This window comes from Amycolatopsis sp. NPDC059027 (assembly GCF_042739735.1).
GTDB lineage: Bacteria > Actinomycetota > Actinomycetes > Mycobacteriales > Pseudonocardiaceae > Amycolatopsis.
Map to the genome: position 1 here is coordinate 1 of NZ_JBHYIK010000072.1, position 19,182 is coordinate 19,182.

The 19,182-nt window shown below is 70.8% G+C and carries 15 protein-coding genes; 10 read left to right on the top strand and 5 right to left on the bottom strand.

Translation table 11 applies throughout. The annotated features are described in order from the left end of the window. Positions 1–208: 208 nt before the first annotated feature. Entirely contained in the window at positions 209–1,015 is an 807-nt protein-coding gene (locus ACFWY9_RS36090) for an ABC transporter permease (protein ID WP_378326652.1), read from the top strand. Position 1,016: 1 nt separating this feature from the next. Then, positions 1,017–1,841 (top strand): ABC transporter permease, encoded by an 825-nt coding sequence (locus ACFWY9_RS36095; RefSeq protein ID WP_378326653.1) that lies wholly within the window; start codon positions 1,017–1,019, stop codon positions 1,839–1,841. A gap of 321 nt (positions 1,842–2,162) precedes the next feature. Here ACFWY9_RS36095 and ACFWY9_RS36100 read toward each other — a convergent pair whose 3' ends face one another. After that, positions 2,163–3,602 carry a S8 family serine peptidase gene (locus ACFWY9_RS36100; RefSeq protein WP_378326654.1) on the bottom strand — a complete coding sequence of 480 codons (1,440 nt, stop codon included), beginning with the start codon at positions 3,600–3,602 and terminating at the stop codon, positions 2,163–2,165. Positions 3,603–4,123: 521 nt separating this feature from the next. Here ACFWY9_RS36100 and ACFWY9_RS36105 point away from each other — a divergent pair. The 6 genes from ACFWY9_RS36105 to ACFWY9_RS36130 all read left to right on the top strand — a co-directional run bounded on the left by ACFWY9_RS36105 (position 4,124) and on the right by ACFWY9_RS36130 (position 11,880). Further along, positions 4,124–6,994, top strand: coding sequence for a translation initiation factor IF-2 N-terminal domain-containing protein (locus ACFWY9_RS36105; RefSeq protein ID WP_378326655.1), 2,871 nt, complete (start codon positions 4,124–4,126; stop codon positions 6,992–6,994). Between the two features lie 161 nt (positions 6,995–7,155). Next, entirely contained in the window at positions 7,156–7,470 is a 315-nt protein-coding gene (gene rplU, locus ACFWY9_RS36110) for a 50S ribosomal protein L21 (protein ID WP_378341015.1), read from the top strand. A 37-nt stretch (positions 7,471–7,507) separates the two neighbouring features. Then, positions 7,508–7,765, top strand: a complete 258-nt coding sequence (gene rpmA, locus ACFWY9_RS36115; protein ID WP_378326656.1) for a 50S ribosomal protein L27 — start codon at positions 7,508–7,510, stop codon at positions 7,763–7,765. Between the two features lie 106 nt (positions 7,766–7,871). After that, complete coding sequence (gene obgE / locus ACFWY9_RS36120) at positions 7,872–9,317, top strand: GTPase ObgE (protein ID WP_378326657.1); 1,446 nt, start codon at positions 7,872–7,874, stop codon at positions 9,315–9,317. Beyond that, positions 9,314–10,420 (top strand): glutamate 5-kinase, encoded by a 1,107-nt coding sequence (gene proB / locus ACFWY9_RS36125; protein WP_378340991.1) that lies wholly within the window; start codon positions 9,314–9,316, stop codon positions 10,418–10,420. Before obgE ends, proB begins: the two co-directional genes overlap by 4 nt. Positions 10,421–10,707: 287 nt before the next feature. Continuing rightward, entirely contained in the window at positions 10,708–11,880 is a 1,173-nt protein-coding gene (locus tag ACFWY9_RS36130; RefSeq protein WP_378340992.1) for a Cmx/CmrA family chloramphenicol efflux MFS transporter, read from the top strand. Here ACFWY9_RS36130 and ACFWY9_RS36135 read toward each other — a convergent pair. Beyond that, on the bottom strand, positions 11,870–12,490 hold the full coding sequence (locus tag ACFWY9_RS36135) for a TetR/AcrR family transcriptional regulator (RefSeq protein ID WP_378340993.1): 621 nt from the start codon (positions 12,488–12,490) through the stop codon (positions 11,870–11,872). The two genes, ACFWY9_RS36130 and ACFWY9_RS36135, sit on opposite strands and share 11 nt — an antisense overlap. 89 nt (positions 12,491–12,579) lie before the next feature. Between ACFWY9_RS36135 and ACFWY9_RS36140 the strand changes: the two genes are divergently transcribed. Together ACFWY9_RS36140 and ACFWY9_RS36145 are read left to right on the top strand one after the other, a co-directional pair. Further along, the gene (locus tag ACFWY9_RS36140; RefSeq protein ID WP_378340994.1) at positions 12,580–13,848 is read left to right on the top strand and encodes an FAD-dependent oxidoreductase; all 1,269 of its coding nucleotides are present in this window, start codon (positions 12,580–12,582) and stop codon (positions 13,846–13,848) included. Positions 13,849–14,053: 205 nt separating this feature from the next. Beyond that, positions 14,054–14,248, top strand: a complete 195-nt coding sequence (locus ACFWY9_RS36145) for a hypothetical protein (protein WP_378326662.1) — start codon at positions 14,054–14,056, stop codon at positions 14,246–14,248. On the opposite strand, the gene argS is transcribed toward ACFWY9_RS36145, so the two are convergent. The 3 genes from argS to ACFWY9_RS36160 all read right to left on the bottom strand — a co-directional run bounded on the left by argS (position 14,245) and on the right by ACFWY9_RS36160 (position 18,923). Continuing rightward, positions 14,245–15,969 (bottom strand): arginine--tRNA ligase, encoded by a 1,725-nt coding sequence (gene argS, locus ACFWY9_RS36150; protein ID WP_378340995.1) that lies wholly within the window; start codon positions 15,967–15,969, stop codon positions 14,245–14,247. The two genes, ACFWY9_RS36145 and argS, sit on opposite strands and share 4 nt — an antisense overlap. Before the next feature lie 194 nt (positions 15,970–16,163). Beyond that, on the bottom strand, positions 16,164–16,751 hold the full coding sequence (locus ACFWY9_RS36155) for a nitroreductase family protein (RefSeq protein WP_378326664.1): 588 nt from the start codon (positions 16,749–16,751) through the stop codon (positions 16,164–16,166). A 63-nt stretch (positions 16,752–16,814) separates the two neighbouring features. Next, positions 16,815–18,923, bottom strand: a complete 2,109-nt coding sequence (locus ACFWY9_RS36160) for a RecQ family ATP-dependent DNA helicase (protein ID WP_378340996.1) — start codon at positions 18,921–18,923, stop codon at positions 16,815–16,817. Positions 18,924–19,182: the final 259 nt, after the last annotated feature.

Consider the following 19,182-nt stretch of genomic DNA (forward strand, 5'->3'; position numbering starts at 1 on the left):
GCACTGTGTTCTTTGCCGGTTGGGGGGGGGGGGTGGTGTCCGGGCTCACCGCGCCCGCGGGTCCCACTCTTCTGTTTTTTTGTGGGGCTCAAACCCCAACACCCCGCCCGGGGGCACGCCCCCGGACCCCCGGCCTGGGTCGCCTGGCGTACCGGGATCGCCTTGTGTGCCAGGGAAGAAGTCGTCATGAGTTGCTTGGGGAGGGATAGTGTCGTCGGTTAGTTCCACCGGTCGGGTCGTCGGGGCGTGGCACGGGGCCTGGTTGCGGGTCGAGGGGCACTGGACCTGGTACCGGCGCTACTGGCTGGCCACGCTGTACTCGACCGGGCTGCAGCCCGTCCTGTTCCTCGCGGCGATGGGTCTCGGCTTCGGCTCGCAGGTGCGGGCCGGGCCTGTCACCGGCGGGCTGTCGTATCTCGCGTACGTCGCTCCCGCCATGCTCGTGGCGGGCGCGGCGCAGCAAGGGATCGGCGATTCCAGCTACCCGGTGCTGTCCGGGTTCAAATGGCAGCGCGACTACCTCGCGGTCACGGCCACCCCGGTCTCCCCGGGACAGGTGCTCGGCGGGCACATCATCTGGACGGCGATCCGGCTCACCCTGTCCGGGATCGTCTACGCCGTCATCGCCGCGTTCTTCGGCGCCTGGTCGAACGCCGGGGTGCTCGCGGTGATCGTCGCGGGCACGGTCACGGGGCTCGCCTGCGCCACCCCGATGGTGGCGATCGCGGCGAAGACGTTCGACGAGGGCGTGCGGTTCGGGCTGATCTTCCGCTTCGTGGTGATGCCGATGACGTTGTTCTCCGGCACGTTCTTCCCGATCACCCAGCTGCCGCTCGTGCTGCGCTGGCTGGCCTGGATTTCCCCGCTGTGGCACGGAACCCAGCTGTCCCGCGCGGTCAGCGTCGGCGGGGTGGGCGGCTGGGCCGCGCTCGGGCACCTGGCGTTCCTGGTCGCGTTGTTCGCCGTCGGCTGGGCGTGCGCGCACCGTTTCTTCTACCGACGTCTGGTGGTGTGAGATGACTGTGCTCGCCGAACCCGCACGCCGCGGCCTGCTGCTGCGTATCCTGCCGCCCGCCCTCTACAGCGGCAGGCCGTCCGCGGTCATCGAGCGGTCGGTGGTGGTGTATCGCCGCGCGTGGATGATTCTGGTTTCCGGCGTCTTCGAGCCGTTCTTCTACCTGCTCGCCTTCCAGCTGGGCTTCGGCAAACTGGTCACCGAGGTCACCGGCCCGGACGGTCACCCGATGAGTTACGTCGCCTTCGTGGCGCCGGCGCTCCTCGCGACCTCGGCGATGAACGGCGCGGTCTACGAGAGCTACAACATCTTCTTCAAACTGCGCTACGGCAAGCTGTACGACGCCATGCTGGCCACCCCGCTCGGCCCGCTCGACATCGCCGCCGGCGAGATCGGCTGGGCGGTGCTCCGCGGCGGGCTCTACTCGCTCGCGTTCCTCGGCGTGACAGCGGCGATGGGCCTGCTCACCTCGTGGTGGGCGCTGTTGCTGCTCCCGGTGGCACTGCTGGTCACCTTCGCGTTCGCGGCGGTCAGCATGGCACTGGTGACGTTCCTGAAGTCGACCTCGCAGTTCGACTACATCAACCTCGTGCTGATGCCGATGTTCCTGTTCTCCACCACGTTCTTCCCGCTGTCCGTCTACCCGGAACCGCTGCAGTGGGTGGTGCGGTGTTTCCCGCTGTACCACGGGATCGAGCTGATGCGCGGTCTCGCCATCGGCGCGCTTTCCCCGGGAATGCTGGGAAATCTCGCCTATCTGCTCGCGCTGGCGGTGATCGGCGTGATCGGCACCACCCGCCGCATCGGCAAGCTCCTGCTCACCTGACGGTCCGGCTCACCGCCGCGGTTCACCCCTGCGCCCGTCCGGCACGGCGGCCCTCGGGTATGCCCGTCCACCGAAACCGAGGGACGCCCTGGCCGCAGCCGCCCGCCGGACCACCGCGCCGACCGCCGGGGACGTCGCGAACGCTCCATTGAGGACGGTGAACGTCCCGGACGGAGCGTTCGCGACAGACAACGCCGCTGCCCGAAGCCACGAGCGTCACGATGTCCTTACATCCCTCGGGCCTGCCGAACACCGTGAAGGACCCCTTCACGGCACCACGATCCACAAAGGACACATCCGGAGCGCGTGAGCAGGCCGCGATCAGCGATCCGGGTCCGGATGCCGCGGCCGCGGCGCGACCGCGGCCAGCGCGTCCACCATCCCGTGCCCGTAGAAGCCGTTGTAGCCCTCGTACCCGGCGCAGTAGGCGTCCTGCAGCCCGTCGCCGGTCAGGTCGTAGTCGGCGGGACACGGCATCGGCATCGCGCTCGACTCCAGTGCACGCCGCAACTGCCGTGGCCCCTGCCCCGGCTGCGTGGAGGCGAGCAGCGCCAGGACCCCGGCCGCGTGCGGCGCCGCCATCGACGTCCCGCACAGCGGCGCGTACCCGCCGGGCACGGTCGAGACGACGCATCGCCCGGCCTCGCCACCCGGTGCGGTGACATCGATCACGCCCAGGCCGTAGGAGCTGTAGCCCGCCTTGACCCGGTCCGCGCCCACCGCCGACACGGACACGACGTCCCGCAGGCCCGCGGGCAGCGCCTCGCACCCACCGCCGTCCATGGGGGTTCCCGACCGGGGCGACGGCGTCAGGTCGACGGCTTCGTTCGTGGCCGCCGCGACGTTGAGGGTCCCCGCCGACGTCGCGTACTCGACCGCTCTGGCCAGCACCTCGTGCACCACGCCGTGGTCGTTCCCGCGCACACAGGACAACGACCACGGGTTGACGAAGAAGCTGCTGTTGGTCACCCGCATGTGCCGGGCCGCGGCCCACATCAGCCCGCACACCGCGGCCTCCGGGTCGGCGTAGCCGCGGTCGTCGATCACCTTCACCGACGCGACCCGCACACCGGGCGCGACCCCGGTGACGCCCTTGCCGTCGTCCGCGGCGGCGATGATCCCGGCGACGTGCGTGCCGTGCGCCGACGTCGTCGGTGCCCACGCGGCCCGCGCGGTGTCGGGTGCGCCGGTCAGGCACCCCGCCGAATCGTCGGCGTCGACCGCCGCGGCGAGATCGGGGTGGTCCGGGTCGATCCCGGAGTCCAGCACGCCGACCACGACGTCGCGGCTGCCACGGGCGACGTCGTGCGCCCACGGCGCGTTGATCGCGCGCATGTCCCATTGCTCACCGGTGAGGTCCGCGCCGGGCACCCGCGCCGGGTCCGTGGGCGCGAGGGTCGCCCTGGCGGGCTGGGGCCGGACCGCGCCGCCGTTCGCCCGCTGGCTCGCGAGCCGCTCGGCCTGCGCGCTGAAGGTACGGCTGGGACCCACCCTGGCGGCGAAGCCGGGATCGGCCGAGGTCGCGACCGCCACCGCGATCTGGGGGTAGTACGCCGTGGTGTCCCCGCAGTCCCGTGCGATCCGCGAACGTGCGACGTCCTCCGCGGTGCCGCGATCGAACGCGACGACGTAGCGGAGCGCCCTGCCGGTGTCGGCGCACGCGGGTTCGTCGGCGTTCGCCGGGGTCACGGCCGTGACACAGGTGCTCAGCACCAGCATCGCGCACACGGCCGCACGCCGCGGCCGCGCCAGCAGGGACACCGGACCTCCCACCGGGGTGCGGGAACGGTGGACGCGCCTCTCGGGCGTCCCGAGCCGCACGCTAGCCACCCCGGCGCGACCGGACAAGCTTTGCCGGGAAGTTCCCCCGGCCGGTGGGCCCCGGCGCGCCCGCGCGGCCTGCGACGGACACCGACTACACCGGACCGGTGTGCTCATGTGGGATACTTGCGGTGGCCGCTGGGCCGTGGGGCATCCGTGAGAGGCGGTGCCTGCGGTGTTGTGGCCCGGTGGTGTGCAGAACCGGCACACGCGCGTCGCCGCCCGTTAGCCCGGGCGGCTGGACGACGTGGCGGGCGGCCAGGGGCCGCGGGCGGGGACGGTGCGCCGCCGAGGAGACCTTGCCGTGTGCGGCACATCGGACCGGTGGCGCCGTCGCGGCTGTTGGCAAGGATTCCCGTCGCTGGTAGAGCACCAGGGCGGAACGAACAGAAAGGGGCCCCTGCGCGGCCGCGTCGGCCGGTGTGAGCCGGAGACGCGCCCGGGGGCGGAGGAGACAACATATGTCGAACGCGGATACACCCGCCGAGAGCAGCGGCGGGAATCCCGCCACACCCACGACCGGTCCGCTGGCCGAGCTTCCGGCCCGGATCCGGGTGCACGCACTCGCGAAGCTGCTCGGCTCGAACAGCCGTGAACTGCTGGCCAAGCTCGCCGAGCTGGGCGAAACCACCCGTAGCGCCCAGTCCAGCGTGACTCGTGAGGTGGCGCTGCGCGTCGCCGCTGCGCTGGGCGCCGTCGAGGATCAGGCGGGGGAGACCCCGGAGACCACCGAAACGCCCGAAGCCGCCGCGCCGGAGCCGGTGGCCGCACCGGCCGCCGAGCCCGCGCCGGAGCCGGAGACCCCGGCACGCCGGGCACCCGCGGCGCACCTGCCGGTGTTCGCCGCGCCGTCGCCGGTGTTCCTGCCGCCGGAGCCGCCCGCGGCGAAGCCCGCCCGCAAGCCCGAGCCCGTCTTCGCCGCCGGCGAGGAGCCGGCCGAGGACGAGGCCCAGGCGCAGGAAGAGACCGCGGCCGTCGAGCAGAACGCCGATGACGAGGGCGACGACGCGGGCGGCAGCCGCCGTCGCCGTCGTCGTGGCCGCCGGGGCCGTGGCCGCGGCAAGGGCGGCGACGAGGCGGGCGAGACCGACGAGCAGACCGAGCCCACCGCCTCTTCCCCCGAGCCCCGTAAGCAGGGCAAGGAGGAGAAGGCGGCCAAGGGCGAGAACGCCGAGCAGGCCGAGAGCGCGGAAGCTCCCGCCGAGGCGGAAGCCGACGCCGAGGGCGAGAGCGGCAGCAAACGCCGTCGCCGCCGTCGCCGCCGCAAGGGCGGGGACGACGGGGAGACCGCCGAAGCGACGGGTACCGACGACCCGCCGAACACGGTCACCCACGTCCGCCAGGCCAAGGCCGAGCCCGAGCGCCCCGCCCGCGACGAGGTGCGCAGCGTGCGTGGCTCGACCCGGCTGGAGGCCAAGCGCCAGCGCCGCCGGGACGGCCGCGAGGCGGGCCGCCGTCGCGCTCCGATCCTCTCCGAGGCCGAGTTCCTGGCCCGCCGCGAGTCGGTCGAACGCACGATGGTCGTCGCCGAGAAGGGCGACTCGACCCAGATCGGCGTGCTCGAGGACGGCGTGCTGGTCGAGCACTTCGTGACGTCCTCGGGCAGTGGCTCGATCGTCGGCAACGTCTACCTGGGCCGCGTCCAGAACGTGCTGCCCAGCATGGAGGCCGCGTTCATCGACATCGGCCGCGGCCGCAACGCCGTGCTCTACGCGGGCGAGGTGGACTGGGACGCCGCCGGTCTCGAGGGCAAGGCCCGCAAGATCGAGCAGGCGCTGTCCACCGGCGACAGCGTGCTGGTGCAGGTCACCAAGGACCCGGTCGGGCACAAGGGCGCCCGGCTGACCACGCAGATCTCGCTGCCGGGCCGCTTCCTGGTCTACGTGCCCGCCGGCGGTGCCACCGGGATCTCGCGCAAGCTGCCGGAGAACGAGCGGCGCCGCCTCAAGGACATCCTCAAGCGGATCGTCCCCGAGGACGCGGGTGTGATCATTCGCACAGCCTCGGAGGGCATCAGCGAGGAGGAGCTCGACCGCGACGTGCGGCGGCTGAAGGCGCAGTGGGACGTCATCAAGGAGAAGGCCGACGCGGGTTCCGCCAAGAAGGGCGGCGCCCCGGTCATGCTCTACGAGGAGCCGGACCTGCTGGTCAAGGTCGTGCGTGACCTGTTCACCGAGGACTTCGGCAAGCTGGAGATCCAGGGCGACCGGTCGTGGGAGACGATCCACGGCTACGTCCAGCACGTCGCGCCGGACCTGACCGACCGCCTCAAGCGCTACACCGGCACCGGCGACGCCTTCGCCGAGCACCGCATCGACGAGCAGATCACCAAGGCGCTCGACCGCAAGGTCTGGCTGCCGTCGGGCGGGTACCTGGTCATCGACCGGACCGAGGCGATGACGGTGATCGACGTCAACACCGGGAAGTTCACCGGATCGGGTGGCAATCTCGAGGAGACGGTGACCCGCAACAACCTGGAGTCGGCGGAGGAGATCGTCCGTCAGCTCCGGCTGCGGGACATCGGCGGCATCATCGTGATCGACTTCATCGACATGGTGCTCGAGTCCAACCGCGAGCTGGTGCTGCGGCGGCTGACCGAATGCCTCGGCCGCGACCGCACGCGTCACCAGGTCGCCGAGGTCACCTCGCTGGGCCTGGTCCAGATGACCCGCAAGAAGATCGGCACGGGCCTGCTGGAAGCGTTCTCGACGCCGTGTGAGCACTGCAAGGGCCGCGGGGTGGTCGTCTCGACCGATCCGCGTTCCGCGCAGGGCAACGGCTCGAACGGCGGTTCCAACGGCCACAACCACGGTGGCGGGGAGAAGAGCTCGCGGCGCTCGCGCGGCCGGAACAAGGCCGAGGAGCAGCAGCACACCGAGCCCGCGCCGAAGACCGAGCCGGTGCACCCGGCGCCGACCCCCGAGCAGCGGGAGTCGGTGGTCTCCGCGGTCCAGGCGATGGCCAAGGCCTCGTCGAAGACCAAGGGCGAGCACGGCGACCAGCCCGAGCACGACGTGCCCGCCGAGCCCGCGGGCCTGAACGGGCACGCCAGGGAGGAGACGCCGGTCGCCGAGCCCGCCAGGGAAGTGGCGGGCGAGCCCGTGACGACCCCGGCGGACGAGGTTCCCGTGGAGCGGGAGGAACAGGAGACGCCGAAGGCTCCTGAGCCCGCTGAGACCCCTGTGACGTCCGGTGCCCCCGAGGCGCCGGAGGCGGCCGACGAACCCGAGGTCAGCGTCCCGGCACCCGCCGTGCGCTCGACCCGGCGGCGTCCGCGCCGTGCCGCGTCGCGCCCGGCGGGACCGCCGGTGCACGCGTCGGAAAAGAGCTAGTGAACAACTAGGGGACCCCGGTGCACACGCACCGGGGAACCCCACGTAACCTGTAGTACGGCCTGCCACCAGAGTAGGCCGCTGCGCGAATCCTGGACCGCCTCCCCGGCGGGCCGATAGCGCTAGCCCCCACCCATTGTCGAGTAATGCAGGAGACTTCCGTGTCGGCGTACGCGATCGTCAAGACCGGCGGCAAGCAGTACAAGGTGGCCGTCGGCGACGTCGTCGAGGTCGAGAAGCTCGAGGGCGAGCCGGGCACCGAGCACACCTTCCCCGCCGTGCTGTTCGTGGACGGTGGCGAGGTCACCACGGACGCCGACGCGTTGGCGAAGGTCTCGGTCACCGGCAAGGTCGTCGAGCAGACCAAGGGTCCGAAGATCCGGATCCACAAGTTCAAGAACAAGACGGGCTACCACAAGCGCCAGGGTCACCGGCAGAAGCTGACCCGCGTCGAGGTCACCGCCATCTCCCACTAAGACTTCTCCGGATCTTCGCAAGAAAGAGGACCGAGCTATGGCTCACAAGAAGGGTGCGTCCAGCTCCCGCAACGGTCGTGACTCGAACGCGCAGCGCCTCGGCGTCAAGCGCTTCGGCGGCCAGCAGGTCAACGCGGGTGAGATCCTCATCCGTCAGCGCGGCACCAAGTTCCACCCCGGCGTGAACGTCGGCCGTGGCGGCGACGACACGCTGTTCGCGCTGGCCGCCGGTGCGGTCCAGTTCGGCGAGAAGCGTGGCCGCAAGACGGTCAACATCGTGCCAAGCGAAGCCTGAGTTCGGCTTCGTAGTAGACCTCTGACGAGGGGTGGGGCCGGAATATCCGGCGCCACCCCTCGTTTGTTTGTGTAATCCCCCTTCTCGCGAGTGAAAGAGGCAAGTCATGGCGTCCCGGTTCGTGGACCGCGCGGTGATCCACCTGACCGCCGGTGACGGTGGGAACGGCTGCGCCTCGGTGCACCGCGAGAAGTTCAAGCCGCTCGGCGGTCCCGACGGCGGCAACGGCGGCAACGGCGGTGACGTCCTGCTCGTCGTGGACCCGAACGTCCACACGCTGCTGGACTTCCACTTCCGCCCGCACGCCAAGGCGGGCAACGGCAAGATGGGCCAGGGCGGCAACCGTGCCGGCGCCGCGGGCGAAACCCTGGTGATGAAGGTGCCGTCCGGCACCGTCGTGTTCACCGAGGACGGCGAGATGGTCGCCGACCTGATCGGCCCCGGCACCACGTTCGTCGCCGCCCAGGGCGGGCGCGGCGGCCTCGGCAACGCCGCGCTGGCTTCCAAGGCCCGCAAGGCGCCCGGGTTCGCGTTGCTCGGCGAGCCGGGGGAGAGCCGGGACCTCGTGCTGGAGCTGCGCTCGGTCGCCGACGTCGGCCTGCTCGGCTTCCCCTCGGCAGGGAAGTCGTCACTGATCTCGGTGCTGTCCGCAGCCAAGCCGAAGATCGCCGACTACCCGTTCACCACGCTGGTGCCCAACCTCGGCGTGATCACCGGCGGCGAAACCGTCTTCACGATGGCCGACGTGCCGGGCCTGATCCCCGGCGCGAGCGAGGGCAAGGGCCTCGGCCTCGACTTCCTGCGCCACATCGAGCGCTGCGCGGTGCTGGTCCACGTCGTCGACTGCGCCACCCTCGAGCCCGGCCGCGATCCACTGTCCGATGTGGACGCTCTGGAGGATGAGCTCGCCAAGTACACCCCCGGCCTCGGCGGGAAGCTCGAGGAACGTCCGCGCGTGGTGGTGCTGAACAAGATCGACATCCCGGAGGCCGCCGAGCTGGCCGAGATGGTGCGTCCCGAGTTCGAAGCTCGCGGGCTCAAGGTGTTCGAGGTTTCCACGGCGTCGCGCAAGGGCCTGCGGGAGCTGACCTTCGCCCTCGCCGCGATCGTCGAGGAGTACCGCGAGGCGCAGCCGGTGCTGGAGCCCGAGAAGATCGTGCTGCGGCCCCTCGCCGTCAACGACGAAGGCTTCACCGTCGAGGTGGACCCGGAGGAAGAGGGCGCGTTCGTCGTGCGCGGCGCCCGCCCCGAGCGGTGGATCCGCCAGACGAACTTCGGCAACGACGAGGCCGTCGGCTACCTCGCCGATCGGCTCAACCGTCTCGGCGTGGAGGAGCGGCTGGCGAAGCTCGGCGCGGTGCCCGGCAGCCCGGTCACCGTCGGCGACGTCCAGTTCGAATGGGAACCCTCGACGCCGGGCGTCGTGGAGCATCTGTCCGGGCGGGGCACCGACGTCCGCTTGGAGCGCAACGACCGCGTCAGCGCGTCCGAGCGCAAGGAGGCCCGCCGGATTCGCCGCGACGGGCCGGACGACGTCGAGGACGCGGAGTGACCGAGACGCGGCAGGCGGTCGCGTCCGCGCGGCGCCTGGTGGTCAAGGTGGGCTCGTCCGCGCTGACGACGGCGGGCAGCGGGCTCGACGTGTCCCGATTGGACGCTCTGGTCGACGCGATCGCCGCGCGGGTCGCGCACGGCACGCAGATCGTGCTGGTGTCCTCGGGGGCGATCGGCGCCGGGCTGGCCCCGCTGTCGCTGGCCAAACGCCCCCGCGATCTCGCGAGCCAGCAGGCCGCCGCGAGTGTCGGCCAGCTCGCGCTGGCGCATGCCTACGCCGAATCGTTCGGGCGGTACTCGCTCACCGTCGGGCAGGTCCTGCTGACCAACGACGACGTCGTGCGGCGCGCGCACTACCGCAACGCGCAGCGCACGTTCTCCCGGCTGCTCGCGCTCGGTGCGGTCCCGGTGGTCAACGAGAACGACACCGTGGCCACCGAGGAGATCCGCTTCGGGGACAACGACCGGCTGGCCGCGCTCGTCGCGCATCTCATCGGCGCCGACGCGCTCGTCCTGTTGTCCGATGTGGACGGACTGTACGACGGGGATCCGCGCGGCGGCGCCACTCGTCGCATCGACGAGGTCCGTGGTGCGTCCGATGTGGACGGAATCACCGTCGGCATGTCCAGCTCGGGTCTCGGCACCGGGGGCATGGTGTCCAAGCTGGCCGCGGCCCGCACCGCCGCCGCGGCCGGGATTCCGGTGCTGCTGGCGGCCGCGGCCAACGCCACCGACGCGCTGACCGAGGCCAAGGTGGGCACCGCCTTCACCGCGGCGGACACCCGGTTGTCCGCGCGGCGGTTCTGGCTCGGGTACGCCGCCGACGCGACCGGCAAGCTGCGGCTGGACGACGGCGCGGTCGCCGCCGTCGTACGCCGCCGCCGTTCGTTGCTCGCGGCCGGGATCACCGGGGTGGACGGCGATTTCCAGGCAGGCGACGTCGTCGACCTCGTCGACCCGCGCGAGCGCGCGGTCGCCCGGGGCGTCGTGGCCTTCGATGCCGGCGAGTTGCCCGAACTGATCGGGCGCTCCAGCCATGAGCTGCCCGCCGAACAACGTCGCGAGGTCGTGCACGCCGACGACCTGGTCCCGCTGCGCTGAGGACGCGGCGAAATCACGTGGACACCGCGTGCGGGGCGTTGCTAGCCTCGCCGTCGTGAACAGTCCCGAGGCGAACAGACTGTAGCCACCGGCCTCCGGTGGCTCTCTTGCGTCGGCGTGCCGAAGGTCCGCGACCGATCCAGGTCGTGATGTGCCCGGCGCGACCCCAGCCACCGGATCGCCGTAGCCGAAATCAGGTTCTTTCCCTCGGTGGCCACGTATGTCCTCTGTGGACTCGTGGTCCGCCGTCGCCTTGTCGACCCTCGATGTGGTTGCGGAGTCTGTTCATGCCTTTCGCCCTTTACCTGCTCGGACTGGCGGTGTTCGCCCAGGGGACGTCCGAGTTCATGCTTTCCGGTCTCGTCGCGGACATCGCGGCCGACCTGCACGTGTCCGTTCCCGCCGCCGGTTTGCTGACCTCGGCCTTCGCGGCCGGGATGGTGATCGGAGCCCCGGTGATGGCGTTGCTGAGCCTGCGCCTTTCCCGGCGTGGCGCGCTCGTCGCCTTCCTGAGCGTCTTCGTGGTCGTCCACGTGCTCGGCGCGTTGACGGCCGATTTCGGCGTCCTGCTGGCCACCCGCGTTGCCGGGGCGCTGGCCAACGCCGGGTTCTGGGCTGTCGCGCTGGCCGCCGCGAACGCGATGGTCAGGCCGGAACTACGCGGCCGCGCGACGTCCATTGTGGTCAGTGGGGTCACCGTCGCCTGTATCGCGGGCGTCCCGGCCGGTGCGCTGCTCGGCCAGTTCTGGGGCTGGCGGTCGGCCTTCTGGGCGGTCGCCGTGGTCTCGCTCCCGGCCCTTTTCGCGATCCTGCGAACGATTCCCGGTGGCCGCCCGGCGTCGGCGGAAACGAGTGCGCGCAAGGAACTCCGCGTGTTGCGTGAGCCCCGGCTACTGGTCGTCCTGCTGCTCGGCGCGCTGGTCAACGGCGGGACGTTCGGTACCTTCACCTATCTCGCGACGCTGTTCACCACGGTCGGCGGGCTCGGCGTCGGCTGGGTGCCCGCCCTGCTCGCGCTCTTCGGTGTGGGCTCGTTCCTGGGCGTGACACTCGGAGGCAGGCTCGCCGACGTCCGGCCCGGTTTGGTCCTGTTCGGCGGAAGCGCGGCCCTGCTGCTCGGCTGGATCCTGCTGGCGGTCACGGCCGCGAACCTCGTCGTCGCGATCGTGCTCGTATTCGTGCTGGGCGTGCTGTCGTTCGGGGTCGGGTCCACGCTGATCCCGCGCGTGTTCGCGGTGGCTCCCGGCGCCCCGACGCTGGCAGGTGGCCTGGCCACCGCCGCGTTCAACGTCGGGGCCGTGGTCGGGCCGTGGTTCGGCGGGCTCGCCATCGGCACGGCGCTCGGTTATCGCGGCGCCCCCTGGGTGAGCGCGGTGCTGGTGGCCCTCGCGCTCGCCCTCGCCGTCGCCACCCAGCGCTTCCCCGAGCGCCGCCGCGCGAAGGCCGACGCTACGGCTTGAGGTGGCCGACGACGCGCGCCAGCTGGTCCGCGTAGGCCCGGGCGAACTCGGGGGAGCCCGGATCCTGGCCGGTCAGCGCGCGGACCACCCGGGGCAGCGCGAGCGCCGCGCTCGCGGCGGACATCAGGATGAGCAGGAGCGTGGCGGGGTCGACGTCGTCCGGGAAGTCGCCCGCGGCCTGGCGGGCCCGGACGTAGTCGACCTGGTGCCGCAGGAATTCCCGCTGTTCCTCGACACCGACGGCGTCCGGCGCGCCGTCGGTCAGGTTCTCCCAGAGGAACAGCCTGCCGAGGTCGACGTCGCCCAGCCCGGCGGCGGCGAAGTCGCGGACGACGTCGGCCAGCGGGCGTCCCGGATCGGCCAGCGCGACGTAGTCCTGGTTCATCGTGCTGGTCAGCTCGGTGTACAGGCCTTCCTTGCCGCCGAAGTAGTACGAGATCAGCTGCTTGTTCACGCCCGCGCGTGCCGCGATGTCGCCGACCCGTGCCGAGGCGAACCCCTTCGCGCCGAACTCGGCTTTCGCGGCTTCGAGGATCCGCGCCTTCGTGCGTTCGGGGTCGCGTTTGCGCTCGTCCGGGCGCGGCGAGCGGCGGGGAGTCGGTTCGGCCACGGGACCAGCCTAGTCGCTGACTCTATCAGCTTCAGGGTTGACTTAATTATCCGTGAGGATGATTATGAGGTGGGCGAGAGGAGCTGAAGATGACCACGAGGATCGCCGTCATCGGCGGCGGCACGGGCGGGCTGTGCCTGGCGCACGGACTGCGAAAAGCAGGACTGGACGTGGCCGTGTACGAGCGCGGCCGGACCCGGGCGGAGCGGCTACAGGGCTACCGGGTGCACATCAACCCGCACGGTGCGGCGGCGCTGCGCGCCTGCCTGCCCGACGAGCAGTGGGAGAGATTCGTGGCCACCTGCGGACGGCGTGGCGGCGCCTTCGCGTTCGTCACCGAACAACTGCGCGAGCTGGTCGTGATCGACGACGAGGGCGGTCACGACCCGGCGTCGGCCCATCATTCGGTCAGCCGGATCTCCCTGCACCAGGTCCTGTCCTCGGGTCTCGACGGAATCCTGAACTACGGCAAGGAATTCGTCCGCTACGAACAAGGCCCGAGGTCCGTCACCTGCCATTTCGCCGACGGCAGCACGGCCGAGGCCGACCTGGTGATCGGCGCGGACGGCGCGAATTCCCGGGTACGCAAGCAGTTCCTGCCGCACGCGGACCGGGTCGACACCGGGATCGTCACCGTGGCGGGGAAATTCCCGCTCACCGACGAGACCCGGTCACTGCTTCCGCGACGGCTGACGGGCGGGCCGAACCTCGTGATGGCGCCGAGTGGCCTCGGGATGTTCACCGCCCCGCACGAATTCGGTGGCACGGCGGTGAACGACGAGACCGCGGAGATCGACCCGATCCTGTTCGACAACACCGGTTCCTACGTCATGTGGGCCTTCGGCGCGAACGCGGCACGGTACCCGGCCGGACTGTCCGAACTGGACGGTCCGGGCCTGCGTTCGATGGTGCTGGAGCGCGTCCACGGCTGGCATCCCGGGTTCCGCCTGCTCGTCGCGGACAGTCCGGGGGAGACCGTGACGCGGATTCCGCTGCTCACCTCGGTTCCCGTGAAGCCGTGGCCCACCGGCCCGGTGACCCTGCTCGGCGACGCCGTGCACAGCATGACCCCGTTGCGCGGGATCGGGGCGAACACGGCGCTGCGGGACGCGCGGTTGCTGTGCCGTAACCTCGTCGCGGCGCACCGGGACGGCGGCGACGCCGGTGCCGCCGTCGCGGATTACGAACACCGGATGCGCGACTACGGATTCCAGGCCGTGCGTGCCTCGGCCCGCAGTGCGGACCAGTTCGTGTCCGAGAATCGCTTCGGCAGGGCGATGGCTCGCGGTGTGCTGGGCCTGATCGGCTCGGTGCCCGCCCTGAAGCGCCGCGTCTTCCGGGACCAGGGCAACTCCTGAGCAAATCAGAAATAACAACCCACTGTGGTTGTAGATACCAAGTCGATCGAAAGTAAGCGGTCGTGCAGGTCGGCGGACCTTGCTGGGCGGCTTACTTCCGATCTCTTTGTTAAATGCCCCTTAAGTTTTCTGGCGTTCATGGCGGCCGGTCGTATCGTTGCGGTAGGTGGTTCACGGGAGAACCGCCCAAGCGTGAGGGGGCATCATGCTGGAAGTATTCGTGATCCTGGGCGTCATCATCGTCGGTCTGCTCGCGATCGCCGTGGTCGTGGACTTCAAGGACCGCAACCGCAGAGGGCGTCCGCTCGCCAGGGGGAACGGCCTCGGCCAGGCCCGCCGCGACGACGTCAACCAGAACCCGCAGACCGGTGACCAGGGCGGTTACCTGTACTGGAGCTAGAGCCGGTCGGGCGTGTCGATGCCGAGCAGTGACAGGCCGAGCACCAGCGTGCGCGAGGCCAGCGTCGCCAGCCGCAGCCGTGACGCGCGCAGTTCGTCCGTCGGCGCCGTGAGCACCGGGCAGCGCTCGTAGAACCGGGAGAACACCACCGCGGTTTCGTACAGATACGTGCACAACTTGTGCGGCGAGTAAGACGACGTCGCGCTGTGCACGGCCTCGCCGAAGCGGAGCAGGCTCAGCGCCAGTGTCCGCTCGGCGGGGTCGTCGAGCAGCACCGGCGTGTCCGGTTCGGGTTCGCCCGCGCGGGCCAGCAGCGAGCGGATCCGGGCGTTCGCATACTGGAGGTAGACCGACGTGTTGCCCTCACGCGCGAGCATCCGATCCCAGGCGAAGACGTAGTCGCGCTCGCGGTCGCCGGACAGGTCCGCGTACTTGATCGCGCCGATGCCGACGGCACGGGCCACCTCCCGCTGGGCATCGGCGGGCAGTTCGCTGCGTTCCGCCACGACGGACTCGGCCTGGCCGACGGCTTCGGCGAGCAGATCGGCCAGCTTCACGGTGTCGCCCGCCCGGGTCCGCATCGTCTTCCCGTCCGCGCCGAGCACCGAGCCGAACCCGATGTGCTCGGCGTGCTGCGTCGTGAGCCACTTCGCGTCGCGGCAGACCGCGAAGACCATCGCGAAGTGCTGCGCCTGCGGTGCACCCACGACGTAGAGCAGGTCGGTGGCGCCGCGCTCGGCCGTCCAGTACCGCAGCGTCGCGAGGTCGGTCGCGGCATAGCCGTAGCCGCCGTCCCGTTTCCGGACAATCAGCGGGAGCCGATCGCCTTCCCGGTTGCGGAATCCGTCGGGGAACACGCACACCGCGCCGTCGCTGACCTCGGTCAGCCCGGTGGCCTCCAGATCCGCGACGACCTTGGCGAGGTACGGGTTGTAGAAACTTTCGCCGTAGAGGTCGGCGTCGGTCAGGGTGACGCCGAGCAGGGCGTAGACCTCGTTGAAGTGCCGTGTCGACTCGTCGACGAGTCGCTGCCAGGTCGCCAGTGTCTCGGCGTCGCCGCCCTGCAGCAGCACGACGCGTTCGCGTGCCCTGGTCGCGAAGGCCTCGTCGGTGTCGAATTTCCGCCGTGCGGCCCGGTAGAACGCGTCGAGATCCTCGATCCGGCTGCCCTCGTGCCGCTCGTCGAGCAGCTGCTCGATCAGCATGCCGAACGGGGTGCCCCAGTCACCGAGATGGTTGTGCGGCAGCACCTCGTGCCCGGCGAACCGCAGCAGCCGGGCGAGCGCGTCGCCGATCACCGTCGACCGCAGATGCCCGACGTGCATTTCCTTCGCGACGTTCGGGCTGCTGTAGTCGAGCGCGATCCGCCGCGGGGCCGTTGTCTTCGCGACCCCGAGCCGGGGATCGACGGCGATCGCCGCGACGCGCTGTTCCAGCCACTCGCGGCGCAGGACGAAGTTCAGGAACCCGGGGCCCGCGATCTCCGGTGGCTCCGCGATCCCGCCGAGGTCGACGTGCTCGGCGATGAGGGCCGCCACTTCCCGCGGCGCGCGGCCGGCCCGTTTGCCGAGGCTCATCGCGAGATTGGCTTGGTAGTCCACGCCTTCACGCGTGGACACCTGGATCAGCGCCTCGTCGGGAGTCAGCGTGATGTCCAGTGCACGGGCGACGGCGTCCACCACGCGTCGTGCCAGTTCCTCGCTCACCTCGGCTGTCTGCATGGTGTCCCTCCTTCGTCCTCGTCGCGGAATTCGCAGGGTAGCGGGAGGGAACGCGCGGTGACGAAGGATTTAGCGCAGCTCGCTGCCGCGCGTCTCGGGGAGTACAAAGTGGACAGTGGCATGCCTTCACCTGACGTTCGGACTGCCCTCTACCGGATCGCCAGCCGGTTCGGAAGTTTTCCTTGCGTGCGGTCCTAGCGGCGCCACTCGACCAGTTCGTCCAACTGCAGGCGCTGCTGCCGGAACAACTCGCGCCGCACGCCGTCCTCCTCCGGCGCGTACCCCAACGTCACGACACCGGCGAGCCCCCAGTCGTCCGGCAGCTCCAGCAACTCGCGCAGCCCTTCTTCGTGCGGGCCGAAGAACCCGGTGGCCAGGCCCTCGTTCGCGGCGGCGAGTTGCAGCAGTACGAGCAGGCTGCCGCTGTCGAACCACCAGTACGGCACCGGCCAGCCGATCTCGGTGCCGTCCTCGTTGATCTTGTCGGGCTTCCGGTATCGCTCGTGGTAGGACTCCTCCCGCACGCACAGGGCGATGAGCACCGGTGCCTGGCGTACCCATTCGGGAAAGCCCACGCGGCCGTACTTCGGGTCGTAGAGGTCGGCGATCCGGTCCTGCAGCCCGGCGTCGGTGATCACGAGCAGCCGGTGTCCCTGGCTGAATCCGGCGCTCGGCGCCCGGTGGATCACCTTGACGATCCGCCTCAGCACCTCGTCGTCGACGGGGTCCGGCCGGTAGGTGCGCACCATGTGGCGTGCCTTGAGCACTTCGGCGAAGTCCATGAACTCATCGTGTCAGCGAATTGCGGGCCGGTGTACTCCTTTCGTCGTCGGGTTGTCCGGTCGTCACGCCGTGCTGGCGAGCGCGAAGGGCAGGACAGCGGGTGCGCCCGCCTGGCGCAACAGCCGGGACGCCAGCGTCATCGTCCAGCCGGTGTCGATCACGTCGTCGATCAGCAGGATCGGCCCCGCCGCACCGGAAACCCGATCCCCGACCTCACCGGGCAGGCTCAGCCGTCGCCACAGATCGGCCAGCCGCTGAGCGCTGTTGGCCTGCCGCGGCGGCGGACCCGCCGACTCCAGTGCGCCCAGGTATTCGAGCCGCCCGATCGAAGCCAGCCGGGTGGCCAGGCTGTGCGTGAGCCGGGGCCGGGTCGCCGAGGGGATCTCGACCACCGCGACCGGCCGCTCCGCCCACTGCCAGGCGGCCAGCACCTTGACGCAGGCCTGGAACACGCCGTCCGGGACCTCGCCGTCCTTCGCCGTCGTTCCGACGAGCTCCCGCAGCCGGGTGCCCCAGCCGACGTCGGTGAGCCTGCCGAGCACCTGACCCGGCTCGGCCTGCTCGGCGGCCGCGATCCGCCCCGACAGCGGGACGTCCAGCGCGGACATCCCGCTGGGCCACTGCTTGCGTTGCGCCACTTCGACTCCCGGCCGCTCCAGCCGTTCGCGGGTGGCGACCACGCTGTCCTCCGACACCGTCGTGTCCCAGTGCTCGCCGGTGCAGTTGTCGCAGCGCCCGCACGGCGCCGCCTCGGGGTCGTCGAGCTGACGACGGAGGTACTCCATCCGGCACTCCGTCGTGCCGAGATAGCCGAGCATTGCCTCCTGCTCGGCGGTACGGGCCGTGGCGACCCGCGCATACCGCTCGCGGTCGTAGTGCCAGTCCTGGCCGGTGCTCTCCCAGCCGCCCTTGACGCGCCGGACCGCGCCGTCGACGTCGAGGACCTTCAGCACCATCTCCAGCCGCGTCCGCGACAGCTCGACGGTCGGCTCCAGCGCGGCTGTCGAAAGTGGACGGTCGGCGTAGGCGAGCGAGTTGAGCACCTGCGTCACCCGCAGCTCGTCCGGGAAGGCCAGTGAGCCGAAATACGCCCAGATCGCCCTGTCCTCCTCGCCGGGCAGCAGGATCACCTCCGCCCGCTCCACACCGCGACCGGCACGCCCGACCTGCTGGTAGTACGCGATGGGGGAGGACGGGGCGCCGAGGTGCACGACGAACCCGAGATCCGGTTTGTCGAATCCCATTCCGAGCGCGGACGTCGCCACCAGCGCCTTCACTCGGTTCTCCAGCAGATCGTCCTCAGCGGCCTGGCGGTCGGCCGGATCGGTCTTCCCGGTGTAGGCCGCGACGCGGTAGCCCCGCTCGGCCAGCAGCGAGGCCACATCGTGGGCGGCCGCGACGGTGAGCGTGTAGATGATTCCCGAGCCTGGCAGCTTTTCCAGATGCTCGGCGAGCCAGGCCAGCCGTGCCTGCGGGGTCGGCAGCCGGCAGACCGACAGCCGCAGGCTTTCCCGGTCGAGGCTGCCGCGCAGCACCACGGTGTCCCCGCCGGTGCCGATGCCCAGCTGATCGGCCACATCGGTGGCCACCCGGTCGTTCGCGGTCGCGGTGGTGGCCAGCACCGGGACGCCGTCGGGCAGCTCGGCGAGCAGCGTGCGCAGCCTGCGGTAGTCGGGGCGGAAGTCGTGCCCCCAGTCGGAGATGCAGTGGGCCTCGTCGACCACGAGCAGCCCGGCGCTCGCGGTCAGCTTGGGCAGCACGGTGTCGCGGAAGTCGGGGTTGTTCAGCCGTTCCGGGCTCACCAGCAGGACGTCCACCTCGCCCGCCGCCACGGCCGCCTGGACTTGGTCCCACTCCTGCGGGTTCGCCGAGTTCATCGTCGCTGCGTGGATCCCAGCCCGCGCCGCCGCGGCGATCTGGTTGCGCATCAGCGCGAGCAGCGGCGAGATGATCACCGTCGGCCCGCTGCCGCGTTCCCGCAGCAACGCTGTCGCGAGGAAGTAGACCGCCGACTTGCCCCAGCCGGTGCGCTGCACGACGAGCGCGCGCCTGTGCTCGGCGACCAGTGCTTCGATCGCCGTCCACTGGTCCTCGCGCAGGGTCGCTCGCTCACCGGCCAGTGCCCGCAGGAGGGTCTCGGCTCGGTCGCGGAGAGGTGAGGTCGTGTCCACGTCCCCACGTCTACCCCATGCCACCGACGGACCTGTAATCGGCGGTGTCGCGACTGGACCACTCGTGCCGCGAACGGGTAGATATGTGACACAGGTCACATTCGAACGGGCGTAATGGGGGTCACGGTGCCGAGTCTCCCTGGCAGACCGGTTCCCCTCGGGGGGAGGAACCGATCTCCGGCGGTTTCCCCCAGGCCGCCGGAACGCGGGGGGGGGGGGGGTGGGGTGGGGTGGGGGGGTGGTTTGTCTAAAAACCAAA

Coding starts and splice junctions, on each gene's coding strand:
- ACFWY9_RS36095 (WP_378326653.1), top strand. CDS start 1,017: ATGACTGTGCTCGCCGAACCCGCACGCCGCGGCCTGCTGCTGCGTATC.
- ACFWY9_RS36105 (WP_378326655.1), top strand. CDS start 4,124: ATGTCGAACGCGGATACACCCGCCGAGAGCAGCGGCGGGAATCCCGCC.
- rpmA (WP_378326656.1), top strand. CDS start 7,508: ATGGCTCACAAGAAGGGTGCGTCCAGCTCCCGCAACGGTCGTGACTCG.
- obgE (WP_378326657.1), top strand. CDS start 7,872: ATGGCGTCCCGGTTCGTGGACCGCGCGGTGATCCACCTGACCGCCGGT.
- ACFWY9_RS36130 (WP_378340992.1), top strand. CDS start 10,708: ATGCCTTTCGCCCTTTACCTGCTCGGACTGGCGGTGTTCGCCCAGGGG.
- ACFWY9_RS36140 (WP_378340994.1), top strand. CDS start 12,580: ATGACCACGAGGATCGCCGTCATCGGCGGCGGCACGGGCGGGCTGTGC.
- ACFWY9_RS36145 (WP_378326662.1), top strand. CDS start 14,054: ATGCTGGAAGTATTCGTGATCCTGGGCGTCATCATCGTCGGTCTGCTC.
- argS (WP_378340995.1), bottom strand. CDS start 15,969: ATGCAGACAGCCGAGGTGAGCGAGGAACTGGCACGACGCGTGGTGGAC.
- ACFWY9_RS36155 (WP_378326664.1), bottom strand. CDS start 16,751: ATGGACTTCGCCGAAGTGCTCAAGGCACGCCACATGGTGCGCACCTAC.